This window comes from Nisaea sp. (genome assembly GCF_965216895.1).
Taxonomy (GTDB): Bacteria; Pseudomonadota; Alphaproteobacteria; order Thalassobaculales; family Thalassobaculaceae; genus Nisaea.
Genome location: NZ_OZ244205.1, coordinates 4,181,657 through 4,199,005 on the forward strand (window position 1 = coordinate 4,181,657; position 17,349 = coordinate 4,199,005).

General features: G+C 64.3%; 16 protein-coding genes. 7 read left to right on the forward strand and 9 right to left on the reverse strand.

The window, feature by feature from the left end; translation table 11 throughout:
• The first annotated feature begins 129 nt into the window (after positions 1-129).
• On the forward strand, positions 130-1,077 hold the full coding sequence (glk, locus tag ACOOE1_RS19840; RefSeq protein WP_420403936.1) for a glucokinase: 948 nt from the start codon (positions 130-132) through the stop codon (positions 1,075-1,077).
• 18 nt (positions 1,078-1,095) lie between these two features.
• On the opposite strand, the gene rocD is transcribed toward glk, so the two are convergent.
• Positions 1,096-2,307: an ornithine--oxo-acid transaminase gene (gene rocD / locus ACOOE1_RS19845; RefSeq protein ID WP_420403937.1), complete on the reverse strand. Its 1,212-nt coding sequence runs from the start codon at positions 2,305-2,307 to the stop codon at positions 1,096-1,098.
• 24 nt (positions 2,308-2,331) lie between these two features.
• Positions 2,332-3,267: an arginase gene (gene rocF / locus ACOOE1_RS19850; protein WP_420403938.1), complete on the reverse strand. Its 936-nt coding sequence runs from the start codon at positions 3,265-3,267 to the stop codon at positions 2,332-2,334.
• A gap of 149 nt (positions 3,268-3,416) precedes the next feature.
• Between rocF and ACOOE1_RS19855 the strand changes: the two genes are divergently transcribed.
• Positions 3,417-3,860: an Lrp/AsnC family transcriptional regulator gene (locus ACOOE1_RS19855; protein ID WP_420403939.1), complete on the forward strand. Its 444-nt coding sequence runs from the start codon at positions 3,417-3,419 to the stop codon at positions 3,858-3,860.
• 96 nt (positions 3,861-3,956) lie between these two features.
• On the forward strand, positions 3,957-5,117 hold the full coding sequence (locus ACOOE1_RS19860) for a mandelate racemase/muconate lactonizing enzyme family protein (protein ID WP_420403940.1): 1,161 nt from the start codon (positions 3,957-3,959) through the stop codon (positions 5,115-5,117).
• Between the two features lie 8 nt (positions 5,118-5,125).
• On the opposite strand, the gene ACOOE1_RS19865 is transcribed toward ACOOE1_RS19860, so the two are convergent.
• Together ACOOE1_RS19865 and ACOOE1_RS19870 are read right to left on the reverse strand one after the other, a co-directional pair.
• Positions 5,126-5,845, reverse strand: a complete 720-nt coding sequence (locus ACOOE1_RS19865; protein WP_420403941.1) for a hypothetical protein — start codon at positions 5,843-5,845, stop codon at positions 5,126-5,128.
• 71 nt (positions 5,846-5,916) lie between these two features.
• Positions 5,917-6,879, reverse strand: coding sequence for a pirin family protein (locus tag ACOOE1_RS19870; protein ID WP_420403942.1), 963 nt, complete (start codon positions 6,877-6,879; stop codon positions 5,917-5,919).
• 163 nt (positions 6,880-7,042) lie between these two features.
• Here ACOOE1_RS19870 and ACOOE1_RS19875 point away from each other — a divergent pair, with 163 nt between their 5' ends.
• The 3 genes from ACOOE1_RS19875 to ACOOE1_RS19885 all read left to right on the forward strand — a co-directional run bounded on the left by ACOOE1_RS19875 (position 7,043) and on the right by ACOOE1_RS19885 (position 9,742).
• Entirely contained in the window at positions 7,043-7,927 is an 885-nt protein-coding gene (locus tag ACOOE1_RS19875) for a DMT family transporter (protein ID WP_420403943.1), read from the forward strand.
• 128 nt (positions 7,928-8,055) lie between these two features.
• A complete protein-coding gene (dusA, locus tag ACOOE1_RS19880; protein ID WP_420403944.1) occupies positions 8,056-9,045 on the forward strand; it encodes a tRNA dihydrouridine(20/20a) synthase DusA in 990 nt (329 codons plus the stop codon).
• Positions 9,046-9,106: 61 nt separating this feature from the next.
• Entirely contained in the window at positions 9,107-9,742 is a 636-nt protein-coding gene (locus ACOOE1_RS19885) for a pyridoxamine 5'-phosphate oxidase family protein (protein WP_420403945.1), read from the forward strand.
• A gap of 66 nt (positions 9,743-9,808) precedes the next feature.
• On the opposite strand, the gene ACOOE1_RS19890 is transcribed toward ACOOE1_RS19885, so the two are convergent.
• On the reverse strand, positions 9,809-10,249 hold the full coding sequence (locus tag ACOOE1_RS19890) for a MarR family winged helix-turn-helix transcriptional regulator (protein WP_420403946.1): 441 nt from the start codon (positions 10,247-10,249) through the stop codon (positions 9,809-9,811).
• Here ACOOE1_RS19890 and ACOOE1_RS19895 point away from each other — a divergent pair.
• Positions 10,244-10,717, forward strand: coding sequence for a DUF1428 domain-containing protein (locus ACOOE1_RS19895; protein ID WP_420403947.1), 474 nt, complete (start codon positions 10,244-10,246; stop codon positions 10,715-10,717). The two genes, ACOOE1_RS19890 and ACOOE1_RS19895, sit on opposite strands and share 6 nt — an antisense overlap.
• Here ACOOE1_RS19895 and ACOOE1_RS19900 read toward each other — a convergent pair.
• From ACOOE1_RS19900 to ACOOE1_RS19915, 4 genes are read right to left on the reverse strand one after another with little or no spacing between them, the layout of a single operon-like run.
• Positions 10,714-11,883 carry an MFS transporter gene (locus ACOOE1_RS19900; RefSeq protein ID WP_420403948.1) on the reverse strand — a complete coding sequence of 390 codons (1,170 nt, stop codon included), beginning with the start codon at positions 11,881-11,883 and terminating at the stop codon, positions 10,714-10,716. The genes ACOOE1_RS19895 and ACOOE1_RS19900 overlap by 4 nt on opposite strands.
• 22 nt (positions 11,884-11,905) lie before the next feature.
• On the reverse strand, positions 11,906-13,585 hold the full coding sequence (locus ACOOE1_RS19905) for an ABC transporter permease (protein WP_420403949.1): 1,680 nt from the start codon (positions 13,583-13,585) through the stop codon (positions 11,906-11,908).
• The gene (locus ACOOE1_RS19910) at positions 13,579-15,591 is read right to left on the reverse strand and encodes an extracellular solute-binding protein (protein ID WP_420403950.1); all 2,013 of its coding nucleotides are present in this window, start codon (positions 15,589-15,591) and stop codon (positions 13,579-13,581) included. The genes ACOOE1_RS19905 and ACOOE1_RS19910 overlap by 7 nt, the downstream gene beginning before the upstream one ends.
• Before the next feature lie 57 nt (positions 15,592-15,648).
• Entirely contained in the window at positions 15,649-17,076 is a 1,428-nt protein-coding gene (locus ACOOE1_RS19915) for a DUF4856 domain-containing protein (protein ID WP_420403951.1), read from the reverse strand.
• Positions 17,077-17,349: the final 273 nt, after the last annotated feature.

The window sequence follows — 17,349 nt, forward strand, 5'->3', positions numbered from 1 at the left end:
GATCCGGCGCCGGGTGTGAAGTCACGCCTCCGTCAGCGCATGTGTGGTCGCCCGGGCGACTCGCGTCTTCCGGACGCCGTGCTACGTTCGAAGGCGCAGTCTGTTGGCAGTGGAGGAAATGGGCGGCAGATGAGTGCGAGGGTTTTGATCGGAGATCTCGGCGGCACCAATCTGAGACTGGCCTTGACCGACGGAGACGGGCTGCGCAGCGAGTGCGTCTTCAAGACCGCGGAGCTTGCGGGATTGGAGGCCGCGCTTGAGGCGTTTCTGGAACCTATCCCCGCGCCGGAGCGGCCGAAGAGCGCGATCGTGGCGGTTGCCGGGCCGGTGTCCGGCGACCGGATCAGGCTGACCAACTGTCCCTGGCAGTTTTCGCGCGATGCCGTCCGGGAGCGCTTCGGCTGGGCCCGATTCGGACTGATGAACGATTTCGCCGCGGTCGCCGCGGCGCTGCCGCACTTTGCCGACGATCATCTCGATGCGGTGCAGACCGGGATCGAGGTCGCGCGCCGGCCGAAGCTTGTTCTGGGGCCGGGAACGGGCCTCGGGGTCGGTGTCGCCGTGCCGTCGGGCGAGGATTGGCATGTCCTCGACGGCGAGGGCGGCCATGCGACGCTCGCCGCCTCGAACGGGGAAGAGGCGGAACTGATCGCTCTCCTCCGGCGGCGCCTCGGCCACGTCTCGGCGGAGGACGTCCTTTCCGGGCCCGGGCTTGTCAACATCTTCGCCGCCATCGCAGAGCGGGATGGGCTCGACCTCGATCCGGCCACGGGCGAGGAGGTTGTGGAGCGACTCGACAAGGAAGGCTGTCCCGCGGCGCAGGAGGCACTGGACCGGTTCGCATGCTTCCTCGGGACCGTCGCGGGCAATGCGGCCCTGACGGCCGGAGCCCGCGGCGGGGTCTACCTTGCGGGCGGCGTGCTGCAGAATCTGGGGGCGCGGTTCCGCGCCGACCTGTTCCGGGCCGCCTTCAACGCCAAGGGCCGGATGAGCGCGTATCTGGAGACCGTGCCGGTCTACCGCATCACCCATCCGGAACCCGGGCTCTTTGGCCTGCAGGCGCTCGCCAGGGGATAAGTGCCGGCCTACTCCTCCTCAATGCACGTTGGTCAGCACGTCGCCGAAGCGCTCCAGGGCCCAGTCGACCTGGTCGCGAGTGATGACCAGCGGAGGGGCGATGCGGATGGAATGCTCGTGGGTGTCCTTGGCGAGGATTCCGCGCTCCTTCAGCGCATCGCAGTATTTCCTGGCGCCGCCCGCTTCCGGCTCCAGCTCGACCGCCAGCATCAGGCCGCGGCCGCGGACCTCCTTCACCGCGTTCGAGCGGATGCCCTCGAGTTCCCGCTTGAAATAGGCGCCCTGTTCGGCCGAGTTCTCTACCATGCCCTCGTTCACCAGCACGTCGAGCGCGGCCCGCGCGACGGCGCAGGCGAGCGGATTTCCGCCGAAGGTCGAGCCGTGCTGGCCCGGCTGCAGGACACCGAGCACGTCGGAGTTCGAAAGTACGGCCGAGACCGGGTAGTAGCCGCCCGAAAGCGCCTTGCCGACCAGGGTCACGTCCGCCTCGATGCCCTCGTGCTCCTCCGCCAGCAGCTTGCCGGTGCGGCCGAGCCCGGTCTGGATCTCGTCGAGGATGAGGGTGATGTTGTGTTCGGTGCAGAGCTCCCGCATCCGCGTGAAATAGCCGGAGGGCGGGATGATCACGCCGGCCTCGCCCTGGATCGGCTCGATAAGGGCGGCGACGGTGTTGGCGTTGATCGCCTGCTCGAAGGCCGCGATATCGCCGAACTTCACCACCCGGAAGCCCGGCGCGAAGGGACCGAAATTGCCGCGTGCGACCGGATCGGTGGAGAATCCGACGACGCCGATCGTGCGGCCGTGGAAATTGTTGCTGAAGACGATGACCTCGGCCTGGTTCTCGGCCACGCCCTTTTGCTCGTAGCCCCATTTGCGCACCGCCTTGATCGCGGACTCGACCGCCTCGGCGCCGGAATTCATCGGCAGCACCTTGTGGCTGCCGGTGAGCCGCGCGATGTCCTCGTAGAAACCGGCGAGCTGGTCGTTGTGGAAGGCGCGGGAGGTCAGGGTCAGCTTTTTCGCCTGCGTCATCATCGCCTCCAGGATCTTCGGGTGGCAGTGGCCCTGGTTCACGGCTGAATAGGCGGAGAGGCAGTCGAGATACTGCTTGCCGTCCACATCCCAGACATGGACGCCTTCGCCGCGCGTGAGCACAACATCGAGCGGCTTGTAGTTATGCGCGCCGAGACGCTGTTCCGTGGCGATGAGGTTTGCTGCGGCGTGGCCCATGATGGTCTCCGTGGTTGCGTGGTCTCAATAGGGGCGGTTCGGCCGGTCCATGACCTTGCGGCCGAAAAGGCTCGCGGTCAGGTCGACCATAAGGCGGGCGGTCCTGCCGCGGTCGTCGAGAAACGGGTTCAGTTCGACGAGGTCGAGCGAGCCGACGCGGCCGCAATCGTAGAGTTTTTCCATGATCAGATGGGCTTCGCGGAAGGTTGCGCCGCCGGGAACGGTGGTGCCGACCGCGGGGGCGATTTCCGGATCGAGGAAATCGACGTCGAGGCTGACATGGATAACGCCGTCCGCTTCCTCGACCCGCCGCAGGAAGTCGTTCAGCAGGACGCTGACGCCGCGCTCGTCGATTGCCCGCATGTCGATCACTTCGATCGGCTTGTCCAGCAGCTCGCGATGTTCCGCCGGGTCGACGGAGCGGATGCCCATCATGGTGATGTTTTCCGGTTTCACCGGCACCTCGAGGGGCGGGAAATAGCCGCCAAAGCCGCTGCGGCCGGTGAAATAGGCAACCGGCACGCCGTGCAGGTTGCCGCTCTCCGTGCTGTCGAGGTCGTGATAGTCGGTATGGGCGTCGAGCCAGAGGACGAAGAGTTCCCGGCCTTCCTCGCGCACCGCCTTCGCGATGCCGGGAAGCGTTCCGGCCGCAAGGGCGTGGTCGCCGCCGAGAAAGATGGGCGTCCGTCCGCCGCGCTTCGCCTCGTAGGCGGCTTCGGTCAGCGTCTGCACCCAGCCGGCGGTTTCGGTGAGGTTCTTGATCGCCCTGTTCGGATGGATCCGTTCGCCGAGCGGTGCGGCCGTGCAGTTCCCGAGATCCTCGACGGCATGGCCGAGGCTTTGCAAGGCTCGGCCGAGCCCGGCGGTGCGGAAGGCGTCCGGCCCCATCAGGCAGCCGGGCTGGCCCGCGCCGATCTGGACAGGGGCGCCGACAAGAACACATGAACGGGGATCGGTCATTGATTGCTCCACTCTGTCGATCGGAAAGCAGCCCGCCGACACATGCTGTCGAACTATGCGGGAAAGGCGATGGCGCAAAAAAGATATCAATTTGCGCGAAATGATTGATGATATGCTCAAACTGATAGGGAAAAGTGACAGTTTGAGCAATGGATGCAATTGACGAGAAACTGATCGCCGCGCTTCGGCGGGACGGCCGTGCCGGGATCTCGGAACTCGCGGCGATCCTGGAGGTCTCGCGCGCGACGGTGCGCAGCCGGCTGGAGCGGCTGGAGCGGGACGGGCACATTCTCGGCTACACCGTGGTGCTCCGGGGCGACGCGCAGGAGATGCCGGTGCGCGGAATCATGCTGATCGAGATCGAAGGGCGCGGCACCGAGAACGTGGTCCGCCAGCTGACGGGCATCGGCGCGGTCGGGGCGATCCATTCGACCAACGGCAAGTGGGATCTGATCGCGGAAATCGGCGCCGAGACGCTGACCGATTTCGACGACGTGCTGCGCCGCATCCGCCTGATCGAAGGCATCGCGACCTCGGAGACCAACCTGCTGCTCGCGACCCGGCGCAGCGCGCGGGCGGCGCGCGCCAAGTAGAACAGCGGATTTTAATACGCTGCGGAACGGGCTAGTCTCGCGGTGTCAGGGAGGTGGCAAGGTCTCCCGGCAGGAAAGGGAGTGGAAATCCGCGCGATGAAGATCACATCGGTCCGCAGCCACGTGCTGCAGTACGACCTCAGCGAAGAACTCGGTTATTCCCAGCAATATTACCTGAAGCGGACGGCTCACCTGGTCGAGATCTCGACCGACGAGGGACTGACCGGCTGGGGGGAATGTTTCGGCGGTGGCGACATCGCCTTCGCCAACAAGGCCATCGTCGAGAGGGTGATCCAGCCGATGGTGATCGGAATGGATCCGCTGGCGCGCGAGGTCATCTGGCACAAGGTCTACAACCTGATGCGCGACCACGGCCAGAAGGGCATGCCGCTGCAATCGCTCTCCGGCGTCGACATCGCGCTCTGGGACCTCGCGGGGAAAGTCCACGGCGTGCCGCTTTACCGCCTGCTCGGCGGCGCCTTCCGCGACCGTATCCCTGTCTACGGTTACGGCATGATGCTGCAGCGCGTGCCCGATCTCAAAGAGCGCTTTGCCGTCGATAGTGCGGCGATCCGCGATGCCGGCTACAGGGCGATGAAGATGAAGATCGGAATCGATCCGAAAACCGATATCGCGCTGGTCGAGACCGTCCGGAGATCCATCGGCGAGGAGACCGGACTGATGGTCGACGCCAACCACGCCTACACAGCCCGCGAGGCGATCCCGCTCGGGCGTGAACTGGAACGGCTCGGCGTCGCCTGGTTCGAGGAACCGGTCGCGCCGGAGGACCGGCAGGGCTACCGCGATCTCTGCACCGCGCTCGACATGCCGATCGCCGGCGGGGAAGGCGAGTTTACCCGTTGGGGCTTCCGCGATCTGATCCGCGAGCGATGCGTCGACGTGTTGCAGCCGGAGGTCTGCGGGCTCGGCGGGATCACGGAGTATCTGAAAGTCCGGGCGCTCGCCGAGGCGCATTTCCTCCCGATCGTGAACCATGTCTGGGGCTCGGCAGTCGCGGTGGCGACCAACATGCACCTGCTGGCGGCCCTGCCGGACCTTCCCGGCGGTGCGCATCCGGTGCAGCCGATGCTGGAATACGACACCACGCCGAACCGCTTCCGCGAGGAACTGCTTACCGAGCCGCTCCGGGTCGGCGAGCAGGTGAAGGAAAGCGGCGGCACGGTGGCGCTCCCGGGCGGGCCGGGGCTCGGCGTTGAGCCGGATCCGGGTTTCCTACAGCACTTCTCGGTCAGCTAACCCGTCTGTCAGCCGCCGAATTGGAGCATCGGGCGATAGCGGATCAGGCTGGTATTGATGCGCTCGGCGACGCTCGCTTTCATCGTCTCTACATCTCCGGCAATCGCGAGGTTCCAGCTGTTTGGACGGAGCCGGCCGTATTCCTCCGGATCGAGATCTCTCAGATATTGTCCGGATGCCAGCACCACGTCGCCGACATAGAGAACCTCGCCCGCTTCGATGTGAAACACCGGAACGCCCGCGCGCAATTTGTTCTCCTTGACCGACCGGACGATGGTGGTGCGGTTCATCGAGCGGACGATCTGGCGATCCAGGAACCAGTCTCCCGGGGTCACTTTGACAATGGCGTAATTCATGGTTCCGAATCGATCCGTCCTGTCGGGAAGGCTGAGAAGCGAGTTCGGCTTGCTGAGCGGAACGGGAACCAGTTCGGGCGAGGGTGCTTCCAGGACAAGCTTGTCCAGATCCTCGCCGGTTGCCGGATCGTAGCGTCTGAAAGAGGCTTCGGCCTCGGACAGCACGGCCGGGACGCGCAGCGGAGCGGCCACGACCTCGATATTATCGGTCCGGATGGCCGGCCCGATATCGGGAACGAGAAACGCACCGCCGACAATCACGATGGCCTTGCCCTGGCTTGGCCCGCCCTCGAAAGTGCTGGTGCTGGAGATTGCGCAGGCGCCGAGGAGCGCGCAGAGCAGCAGCGCGGCGAAACGGTTCAGAGCAGGCATGGGACCCCCGGACATGTTTGCGCGAAGGCTAGTCCGGTACCGGGATGCCCGCAACTCTTGCGGTCTGCCGCTCAGTCGAAACTGCGGCCGCCGACGGCCTTGCGCGGGCGTCCCTTGATTTCGGGAAGCGGGATGAAATCCGCCTCGTCGCCTGGCACGGTCTCGAAGCGGCCGCGACGCCATTCCTCCTTCGCCTGTTCGATCCGTTCGAGCCGGGAGGAGACGAAGTTCCACCAGATGTAGCGCGGCCCTTCCATAGGGTCGCCGCCGAACAGCATGAAGCGGCTGTCTGCCGCCGCGCGGACCGTCGCGGGAATGCCCGGGTGAAGGATCAGCAGAGTGCCCGACCCGTGCCGGTCGCCGTCGATCTCGATCTCTCCGTCGAGCAGGTAGAGTGCGCGCTCCTCGTGACTCGCCTCGACCTCATAGGCGCCTCCATGGCCGAGTTTTATGTCTGCATAGAGCGTCTCGGACGCGGTCTTCAGAGGCGAGCGTACGCCATGCAGGGAGCCGGCGATCAGATACATGGAAAGCTTGCCGTCGGCGATCGCAGGGATCTCGTTCTCCGCGTGATGCAGAAACGCGGGCGGGGTCTCCTCTTCGGCTTCCGGCAGCGCGACCCAGGTCTGCAGGCCGAAAAGACGCTGGCCGGACTTCTTCAGGTCGTCGGACGTGCGTTCGGAGTGAACGATGCCGGTGCCGGCCTTCATCCAGTTCACCGCACCCGGGCGGATCGCCTGTTCGGTGCCGAGGCTGTCCCGGTGCATGATCTCGCCTTCCATAAGATAGGTCACGGTGGCGAGGTTGATGTGCGGATGCGGGCGGACGTCGATGCCCTGGTCGGTCAGGAATTCCGCCGGGCCCATCTGGTCGAAGAAGATGAAGGGGCCGACCATCTGCCGCTTCACGCTGGGCAGCGCGCGGCGCACCTCCATTTCACCGAGATCGACCGCGCGCGGTACGATGACGGTCTCGATGGCGTCACAGGCGGCCTTGTCGCCAAGGATCGGGTCGGGACAGGGGCTCCAGCTCATTGTTGTCTCCGGCAGGTTTTTCGCAATCAGCATGGAAATGGGTTCGGAAACTCGCAGATACAGGGCTATGCGGCGAATTGATTGTTTCCACCGAGCGCATCACGAACACGGGCATTCCGTATCGAACATGGCATAAACGACGTCCGCGCTGTACAGAGGTCCGATGTATCGCAAGGGCGCCATATTGGCGGTGACGGGGATTCTCCTCCTGAGTTTCGATGTTCCCCTGATCCGCCTGATCAGTGCGGAGAGCTGGACCGTCATCGTTTGGCGCGGCGGGCTGACGGCGATCGCGTTTTCGCTGTTCGCGGCGCTTCATCCGCGAATGCGGGCGCGGTTCTTCCGCGTCCCGAGCCCCGGCACGCTGCTGACCGGGCTGCTTTTCAGCGGAAGCACCGTCGCGTTCGTTCTGGCCGCGAAACTCATCCCGGTGTCGAGCGTGCTCACGGTGGTCGCAACAATTCCGCTCGGTGCGGCCCTGCTGTCGCGGATCTTTCTCGGCGAGCGTCTGGATCTGTCGCTCGTGCTCGCTCTTCTCGGTGCCTCTTTCGGGGCGGCACTGGTGGCGCGCGGGGACTGGACGGCCGGAGACCCAGTCGGCTACGGGGTGAGCCTCCTGATCGTTCTCTGTGTCGGCGGATACCTGACGGCATTGCGGAGCAGTCTCAAACCCTATGCGCCGCAGGCGCTTGCCCTCTCGGGGCTGTTCGCCGCGATCGTCGGCCTCGCGGTCGGCGGGCTGCCCCATGTACCGGCAGACGACATTCCCTATTTGCTGCTGCTCGGCCTGGTCGTCGTGCCGGTATCCGTCGCGCTGCTGTCGGCCAGCGCGAGGTATATCAGCGCGTCCGATGTCGGGATGATCATGGTACTCGAACTGGTTTTCGGGGTGTTCTGGGCGTGGCTCTTCCTCGGCGAGGTGATGGCGCGCGTGACCGCTGTGGGGGTAACGGTCGTTTTTCTGGTGCTGATGCTCAGGGCGCGGGTCGCCTCGCGGAAATCCCCGCAGTCGGCAGAGGAGATCGCGCGGGCGAGACCGGCGGACTGATCCGGCCCTGGCGGCGAGGTCCCGCCGGGACTTGCCGATCTCCGCAAAAACTTGAGATTGAGCGACGGCATGACCATAAAGGGCGCGGAACCGAGCAACAAAGAGCCGTGTCACTAGACGAGGAGCCTATGCAGGCCGCCACGCAACCACATCGCATATCCGTCGCGCCGATGATGGACTGGACCGACCGGCACGACCGCTATTTCCTGCGGCAGATCAGCCGGCGGGTGGTGCTCTATACCGAGATGGTGACGACCGGCGCCCTGCTGCACGGCGAGGCCGCGCGCTTCCTGCGCTACGACGCGGCGGAGCATCCGGTCGTGCTACAGCTCGGCGGCAGCGAGCCGGAAGCGATGGCGGAATGCGCCCGCATGGCCGAAGACTGGGGCTATGACGAGGTGAACATCAATGTCGGCTGCCCGAGCGACCGCGTGCAATCCGGCAGCTTCGGTGCGTGTCTGATGCGCGAGCCTGATCTCGTTGCGCGCTGCGTCGCGGCGATGAGTGCGGCGGTTTCCATTCCCGTGACAGTGAAATCGCGCATCGGCGTTGATGACCAGATACCGGAAAGGGTGCTTCCCGACTTCATCCGGCAGGTCAGCGATGCCGGCTGCCGGCACGTCATCGTCCATGCCCGCAAGGCCTGGCTGCAGGGACTCAGCCCGAAGGAGAACCGGGACGTCCCGCCGCTCGACTATCCGCTGGTCCACGCGATGAAACGGGCGTGGCCGGACCTCACGGTCTCCATCAATGGCGGTATCCAGAGCCTCGACGAGGCGGAGCGCCAGCTTTCCCATGTCGACGGGGTCATGATCGGCCGTGCCGCCTACCAGACGCCCTGGATCCTTTCCGATGTCGACCGCCGCTTCTACGGCGAAGCAGGTGCGCCGGTCGACCCGTGGGAGATCGCCGAGGCGATGGTGGAGTATGCCGGTGCCCGGATGGCCGAGGGCGTCCCGCTGAAGAGCATCACCCGGCACATGCTCGGCCTCTTCCAGGGTCGGGCCGGGGCCCGCGCCTGGCGGCGGCACCTCTCCGAGAACGCCCATCTCGATGGCGCGCGGCCGGAGCTGATCCGGGAAGCGGCGGCACTGGTGCCGCGCAGGCAGGCGGCCTAGCTGAAGCCGGCATTTCGGTGTTTGATACCTGTCCGGGCTCATGACACGTGCAGGTAACGCAATGAACGTCTTCGAGGATCGTGCCTTCTTTCACGAGGGCATGCGCGACTGGCAGGATCGTTTCGACGGACGCCGTACGGCGGAGGCGATCGAGAGAAACCGCAAGCACTATGCGTTCTGGGACGACGAGATCGCCTTCATCCAGGCCGCGCCGTTCTTCTTCATCGCCTCGACCTTCGAGGACTATGTCGATTGCAACATCAGGTCCGGCGATCCGGGCTTCGTGAAGATCGTCGGTCCCAACGTTCTCGAATATCCCGAATATGACGGGAACTCGATGTACCGTACGGTCGGCAATATCGCGAAGAACCCGAATGTCGGATTGCTGTTCGTCGCCTTCGACGGTAAGAGCCGGCGCATCCGGATCAACGGCAAGGCGGAAGTGCTGACCGACCCGGAAGCGCTCGATCGGCATTACGGTGCGAAGATGGTGGTGCGCATCGAATGCGAGATCTATCCGAACTGTCCGCGCTATGTCCCGAACCTGATGGACCGGGAGCCCTCGCCACACGTGCCGAGGGAGGGCGAGGGCACACCGCCCGCGCCGGAATGGAAAACCCGCGACTACATCAGGGAGATCCTCCCCGACGGAGATCCGCACGCATCGTCGATCAAGGGGGACGACGATCCGGCGTGATCGCGCAGAGGCTGGATGACCGGCCCCCACGGCCGGTGTGATTCCTCGTGGATGTGTCGTTTCGTTTCAAGAGAGGGCGATCAGTTCCGCCCGCAGGCCGTCGGGATCGCCGCTCGGCAACAGCCGGTCGATGTCGTCGTGGGTTTTCCGCCAGACCGGAACCGCCGCTTTCAGGATCTCGTGTCCGGCCGGAGTCAGGCGCAGCAGGCGGCCACGCTTGTCGGCAGGATCGACAGAGATTTCCAGCAATCCACGGCGCTCGAGCGGTTTCAGGTTTGCCGTCAGCGTCGTCCGGTCCATCGCCAGAAACGGCGCGACATCCTTCATGCGCGGCGCGGCAGGGCGGTTCAGGGCCATCAGCAGGGAAAACTGACCGTTGGTGAGCCCGAAAGGCCGCAACACTTCGTCGAACCGGCGTCCGATGGTCCGCGCCGCCCGTTGGATATGGAGGCAGAGACAGCGGTCGCGTACCTCGCGGGTCACCTCGATCGGAAGATCGTTTTGCATGCTCATGATTCTAATTATGTTGACATCAACGTTTTAATCAAGCAGGTTTCGCAACATCCAACAGCGGGCCGCATTTGGCGAGTGGCTTTGCATCAACCGGACGGGAGGAAGAAGATGAGCTATGTGAGCGGTTTCGTGGCCGCGGTGCCGACGGCGAACCGGGAAAAGTTTGTCGAACACTGCAGGGTATCTGCCGAAGTCTTCAAGGAGCTCGGTGCACTTGAAGTTGTTGAGTGCTGGGGCGTGAATGTGCCCGAAGGCGAGGTGACCTCGTTCCCGATGGCTGTAAAAGCGAAAGAAGACGAAACGGTCGTGTTTTCCTGGATTGTCTGGCCTTCCGAGGAGATCTGGCAAACCGGCATGCAGAAGATGATGGAAGACCCGCGCATGGACCCGGCCAACAATCCGATGCCGTTCGACGGAAATAGAATCATCTTTGGCGGCTTCGAGAAGGTGTTCGAAGCCTAGGTTTTCCGTGTCGAATGGCGCGACAGCCACCAGAGGCCGGGCAGCGCCAGCGCCGAGCAGAGGCCCATCGCATTGTAGGCCGCCGGCCCGTAGCTCTCGTAAAGAGTTCCGGCGAGCGGCATCATCGCGCCCATGAGAACCCCGCCGGTCAGAGCGTAGTAGAGACTCTGGCCGGTGGCGCCGACGCTGTCGGGGATGTTTCGCGCGAGATAGGCCATGGCGCCGAGATGGGCGGCGCCAAAGGTCAGCGCGTGCAGGCATTGCAGCGGCACGAGTAGCCACGGGTCGTAGGTCAACGGCGTCAGCGGCCAGCGGATCACGCCGCCGATCGCAGCGACGGCGAGAAATCCGAGCGGACCGATCCGGCGTGCGAAGCGGCCGGCGAAAGCAAAGAGAACCACTTCCGCGACCACGCCGACGCCCCAGAGCAGGCCGATCACGCTCTCGTCGAGGCCTGCGTTGCGCCAGGAAATAGAGCCAAAGGCGTAATAGACGGCATGGCAGACTTGGAGCAGGCCCGCCGTCGCAATGAAAAGCAGGAAGTCCGGCCTTGTCAGAAGGCGAAGCGGATTGGCGCGTTCGCTTGAAGACCATTTCGGTACTTCGGGCATCGCCAGGCAGGCGACCAGAATGAGCGCCACCGTGCCGCTGGCGATCCAGATCACCCAGTCCGGGTCGCGTCCAGTGAGAAAGGCGCCCGTCGCCGTGGTGCCGAGAATGAAGCTGATCGAGCCCCAGAGCCGGACCCTCCCGTAGTCGAGCCCGGCATCGCGGACGGTCCGCAGCGCGATGTTTTCCATGATCGGCAGGATCGGATTGTGCAGGGCATAGAACAGGCCGGCGAGAAGGGCGATCGGCCAGAAGCCTTCCGCGCCGTTCATTGCGAGGCAGACCATGAGCGCGAGTGCGGCAAGCACGATCGAGAGCTTGCGTCCGGCGTTGCGGCGGTCGGCGAATTGCGCGACCAAAGGGTGGGCGATCATCTTGACCCAGAAAATCGCCGCCATGATCGAGGCGATCTCTACTGCACCGAGCCCGCGATGGTCGAGCCAGACAGGCCAGAATGGCAACAGAACGCCGAACAGCAGAAAGAACGCGCCGTAGAAAGCGGATAGGCGGACAAACAGGCTCTGACGGCTCGGAGCCGGGGCGCTCTCGACGGACATGCCGTGTCTTTCGGGGCCGGCCTCAGGCGGAGCGGCGATGTCCGGGCCGGGATGCGGAGATCGCCCGGCTCAGGACTATCACCGGCAGGATGCCCGCGGCAACGATCAGCAGCGCCGGAAGCGCAGCTTCCTCCAGGAGTTCGTCCTTCGCGTACTGGTATACGTAGGTCGCCAGGGTCTCGTAGTTGAAGGGACGCAGAAGCAGCGTCATCGGCAGTTCCTTCATCACGTCCACGAAGACAAGCACAGCCCCCGCCGCGACCGAACCGCGGATCAGCGGCGTCACGATGCGCGCGAGGCTGCCGCTCAGTGTCTGCCCGAGCGTCCGGCCCGCATCCACGAGATGCGGCGGTACGCGCTCGAGACCCGAGGCGATGGCACCGCGGCCGACCGCCTGGAAGCGGACGACGCAGGCCAGCACCACGAGGCCGACGCCGCTGGTCAGCCAACCCTCGTAGGAGAGGCCGAGCACGCCTTCGGAGAACCGGCCTATGCCGTCGTCGAGATAGCCGGCCGCGGTCACGACGCCGACGGCCAGGATCGTCCCCGGAAAGGCGTAGCCGATCGAGGCGACGGCCGTCAGCCTGTGCAGCAGCGGGCGGCCGCCATAGGCGGCGACGAGCCCCATGAAGGTTGCCACCGCGATGACGAGAAACGCCACCATCGCAGCGACGCTCAGTGAGTTGAAAGCGGCCTCCGCGGCGGCGCTGGTGAGGTCGAGCGAATATCCCTTCAGGATGAAGGAGAGCAGGACCGAGACGGGAATGACGAAGCCGATCGTGACCGGCAGGGCGCAGACGAGAATGCAGAACAAGGCCGTCCGGCCCCGTGCGCGGACCGGCCGGGCGACGAGCTGGCGGCGCGAGGTGTCCGCAAAACGACGGCGCGCCCGGGCTAGGGTTTCCAGCATCAACAGCCCGAGGATCAGAATGAAGGCAACGCAGGCGATCTGGGCCGCCGCAGCCAGGTTGTTCATGCCGAGCCAGACATTGAAGATGCCGAGGGTCAGTGTCTGGATCGCGAAATACTCGACGGTCCCGAAATCGGAGATCGTCTCCATCAGCACAAGCGCGAGCCCGGCAACGATGGCCGGGCGGGCAAGCGGCAGGTCGATGCCCCAGAAGAGGTTGCGTTTGGCCAATTGCCCGGCCTCGAGCAGGGAGGTCGGGGTCTGCAGAAAGGCGGTCCGTGCCATCATGTAGACATAGGGATAGAGGACCGCGCCCAGTACGAGGGACGCACCGTACATCGAGCGAATTTCCGGGAACCAGTAATCCCGCGCGCTCGTCCAGCCGAACAGATCCCGCAGAGCGGCCTGCACCGGCCCCGCATATTCCAAGAAGTCTGTATAGGTGTAGGCGATCAGGTATCCCGGGACCGCGGCCGGCAGCAGCAGGGCCCATTCCAGTATCCGGCTGCCTGGAAACTCGTAGCGGGCGACGAGCCAGGCCGTGCTCACCCCGAAGGCGAGGCTGACGACCGTCACTCCGGCCATCAGCAACAGGGTGTTGGAGACATAGAGCGGCAGTACGGTCGAGGCGAGGTGCGCCCAAAGGCCCTCGCTGTCGCCCGCGGCGGTGACGAAGACTGCGAGAATGGGGAGCAGCATCGCCGCGGCCAGAACGCCGCTTGCGACATGCAGCGGCGAGAGGCCGGTGCCGCCGGTTCTTCCCCGGGTGGCGAAAGAGGGAAGCGCTACCATCTCACCCGGTCGATGATGAGCTGCGCTTCGGGCGCCAGGTCGGCGATCGTGGCGATCGGCATCTGGTCTTCCTCGAACTGGCCCCAGGAGCGCAGTTCCGCCGGTGTCGCAACCGCCGGGTTGACCGGATACTCGAAATTGATCGCGCCGTAGAGCTCCTGGGATTCCGGGGCGGTCAGGAACTCGAGAAAGCGGGTCGCTTCCGCCTTGTTTTTCGAGTGTACGGCCACGCCGCCGCCGGAAATGTTCACGTGGGTTCCGCGGTCGCCCTGGTTCGGGAAAATCAGCTTCACGGCGGCGGCCCAGTCCCTCTGCTCCGGTTTGTCGGAATGCATCAGCTTGCCGAAATAGTAGTTGTTGATGATCGCGATGTCGCAGACGCCCTCGTAGATCCCCTTGACCTGCGCGCGGTCGTTGCCTTGCGGGCGGCGCGCGAGATTGTCGACCACGCCCTGAGCCCATTCCTCCGCCTTCCGGGGGCCGGAGGCATGGATGATCGAAGCGACCAGTGCGCGATTGTAGACGTGGCTTCCGGGGCGCGAGCAGATCCGGCCGTTCCACTTGTCGTCAGCCAGATCCTCGTAGCGGGAGATCTCCTGGGCGTCGGAGGCCTGCTTCGAGACCGCGATGACCCGTGCCCGTTTCGAGAAGGCGAACCAGCGGTTCTCCGGGTCGCGGAGATGCGCCGGAATGTTTTTTGTCAGGATGTCGGACCGGATGGGGGCCAGCAGGTCCTTGTCCGCATAGATATGCAGCCGGGCGATGTCCACGGTCAGGATCACGTCGGCCGGGCTGCGCTTGCCTTCCGCCTGCAGGCGCTGGGCCAGCCCGCGCGAGGCGTAGACGATATTCACTTTCGTACCGGTCCGCTCGGTATAGGCATCGACGAATGGCTGGATCAGGAACGGCTGCCGGTGCGAGTAGATGTTCAGCTCTTGCTCGGAAAACGCATAGCCGGCCGAGGCGACGAGAACGGCGAGCAGCATCAGGCTTCCGACCAGAACGCGGCGGATGGCGGACGGCAGTAGGGTCGACATGAGGTTCAGTCCTTTTTGCAACGAAAGCCGCGCGCGGTGCGCCGCTTCGAAGAGGGGAGCGAGATAGAGAGACTTCAGGTCGTGCGGCGCGCTGGCTTCCGTCGCGCTGACGCCGAATGTCACCGGTTTCCTTCGGTCGGCGAGATAGAGGCTGCCGCCGATCCAATCCCAGATCGCCAGTACCGCACCGAAGTTCTTGTCGTAATGCTCCGATGCGACGGAGTGGTGGATCTGATGCTGTGCGGGGGAAATGAGAATGCGCTCAATCCAACGACCGTAGGAAAGCCTGACATGGGAATGTCGTAGGTTGGAGCCGGCCACGTTGAAAGCAAAAAGAAGCGCATTGGCGCCGAGGATGGTGACCAGCTCGGCGCGCGCACCGAAAAAGTAGATGAAGGCCGCGACGGCGACGCCCTGAACGAGGATGCTGCGGAGGGCGAAAATCACCCCTTCGACCGGATGGGTCCGGTACACCGTGAGCGGTGTCAGGGTTTCCGCCGAGTGGTGGACCCGGTGAAAGCACCAGAGCAGCGGCGAGCGGTGCAGGGCGCGGTGCACCAGGTATTTCGTCGCATCGTCGAGCAGGAAGAGCGCGAAGGTGAAGAGCGCGCCGATTGCCCAGGCCGGTGCGTCCTGCCAGATCAGCGCGCGGCCGTCGAACCAGAGATGGAGGCCCTCGAAGACCAGTGTCGCGATCGCGAGCTTCGAGACCAGGCGCGGCATGACGCCCATGAAGAGCGCCTGATTGATCAGCAGGAGCTTGTAGTCGGCCTGCGCCGAGCGTGACCACCACACGTGCCGGCCGAATGCCTCGCCGAGCGCCTGCCGCCAGCGGTCGCGCTGGGTCAGAACGCAGAAAGCCGAGGCGAGCAGAACCGCCCCGGCCAGATAGCCGACAAAGACCCTCTTTTCCGGATTGAGGAACGGATCGAGGACCTGATCGATATAGCTGTAGACCAATTCGTCCATGCGGGCGCCCGGAAGGGACCGACGGGCACGCGGCGGTGCCCGTCGGTGCTCGTTGGATCAGTCGTTCTCGGCGCTGGCCGAACCGCCGAGGGTATTGGCGAGATCGGCAAGGCTTCCGGTGACGTCGTTGTTGCGGGCCTTGACGTCGAACTCGTCGATCATCAGCTTCTGAACCTTGCCCATATGCAGCATGTACTCGCCCCAGGCTGGGCCCTGGTCGCGGACATAGTTGCCCTTGCTGTCGATATCGACGACCTGGCTGGAATTGGTCAGCAACGGGCCGTAGCCGATGAGACGGTTCAGACGCGTGGCGGTCTCGCCGAGATTGTCCTTGCCGGTCTGCAGCGCCAGGCTGAAGCCTTTCAGCTCGCCCCAGTGCTTGACGTAATTGCCGTAGACCTTCGTGGTGTCGCCATTGGCTTCCATGATCGTCTGCAGCTTCACCATGTCCTTGTAGACCGAGCCGGCATATTTGAAGACCGCCTCGGCGAGGACCCGTTCCCAATTCTCGGAAATCACCGCGGCATACTCGCGCAGCGAGGCGCGCTGGGCGTCGGTCAGTTTCTCCCCGTTCGCATCGGTGAGCAGCTGCCGGCCGTCGAGGAACGCGCCGGTAATGGTATGCAGATAGCTCGTCGCATTGCCTTTGTCATAGACGGAGGCATCGAACCCGGCGGCGTAATAGGCCGGGCCGAAGGTCATCTCGGTCTTCAGGTCGACCTTGCCGTCCTTGTTGAAGTCGGCGGCCGCGAGGGCCTCGGCGCCCTTGCGCTTGCTGATGTCATAGACCTGCTTGGCGGTCAGCCGCATTGTGTGAGCGGGCGCGCCGAAATAGCCAAACGCCTCGTCCCAGGCATGTTCCTTGCCGGTATATGGCGCGCCGTCGCTATAGGGCTTGTCGTTCGGCTTCTTGTCGGCGCCGAGATACTCGTCGAGATAGCCGTCGACCGCCTGGTTGTAGAAGGTCGCGCCCATGATGAACTTGGAGATCAGCTGCGCGTAATCGTAGCCGTTGGCGAGATCGACGCCGCCCCGGGCTTCGCTGGCCTTGCTGATCCAGAACTCCACCAGCTCGGGGCCGGTCATGTTGTTCGGCATGCCGGTGATCGTCGCTTTCGTGGTCTTCCCGGCGAGGTTCTTCTTCTTCGAGATCTCGTCGATCGTGGTCTGCGCGATCACGAAGTCGCCCTTGCTGGTCGGGGCGAGAATGCCGCGGCCGGCATCGCTCTTGGAGAAATAGGCCAGCATCCGCGTCTTCAGATCTTCCGGGCTGCTGCCATCGCCGGATCCGGCAAGCTTCTTCAGCGAGTCGTGCAGGGCCTGACGGGCGATCTGGCCGGTATAGGAAACCGACGTCGTCTTGCTCCCCGTATAGCCCTTCACCGTCACCGGGAAGTCCGCATAGACCCGGTCGTCGGCCAAGGCCGGCGCCGCCATTGCCAGCGAGACCAGACATGTGGTCGCCAACATCGAGAGTTTACGCATCGGATTTTCTCCACATCATTCCCTGCCAGAACCCCATTGTCCTGAGTCTTGATAATGCGAGTTCTTATCAATATCGATCGCAATATAAAACCGTATTCGGAAAATGGATTATGATTTCGCATCTGCGGACCGGTCGGTTGAGTGCGTTTCATTCATCACATAACAAGTGGGGTGAGCCCGCTTCCTCGGTGGGCAATGTCGTCGCACCATGCGGTTTCCGTCGTTCGCCCGATGCCGGAAATCCCTTCCCCAACAAGCGGATCCGAGATCATC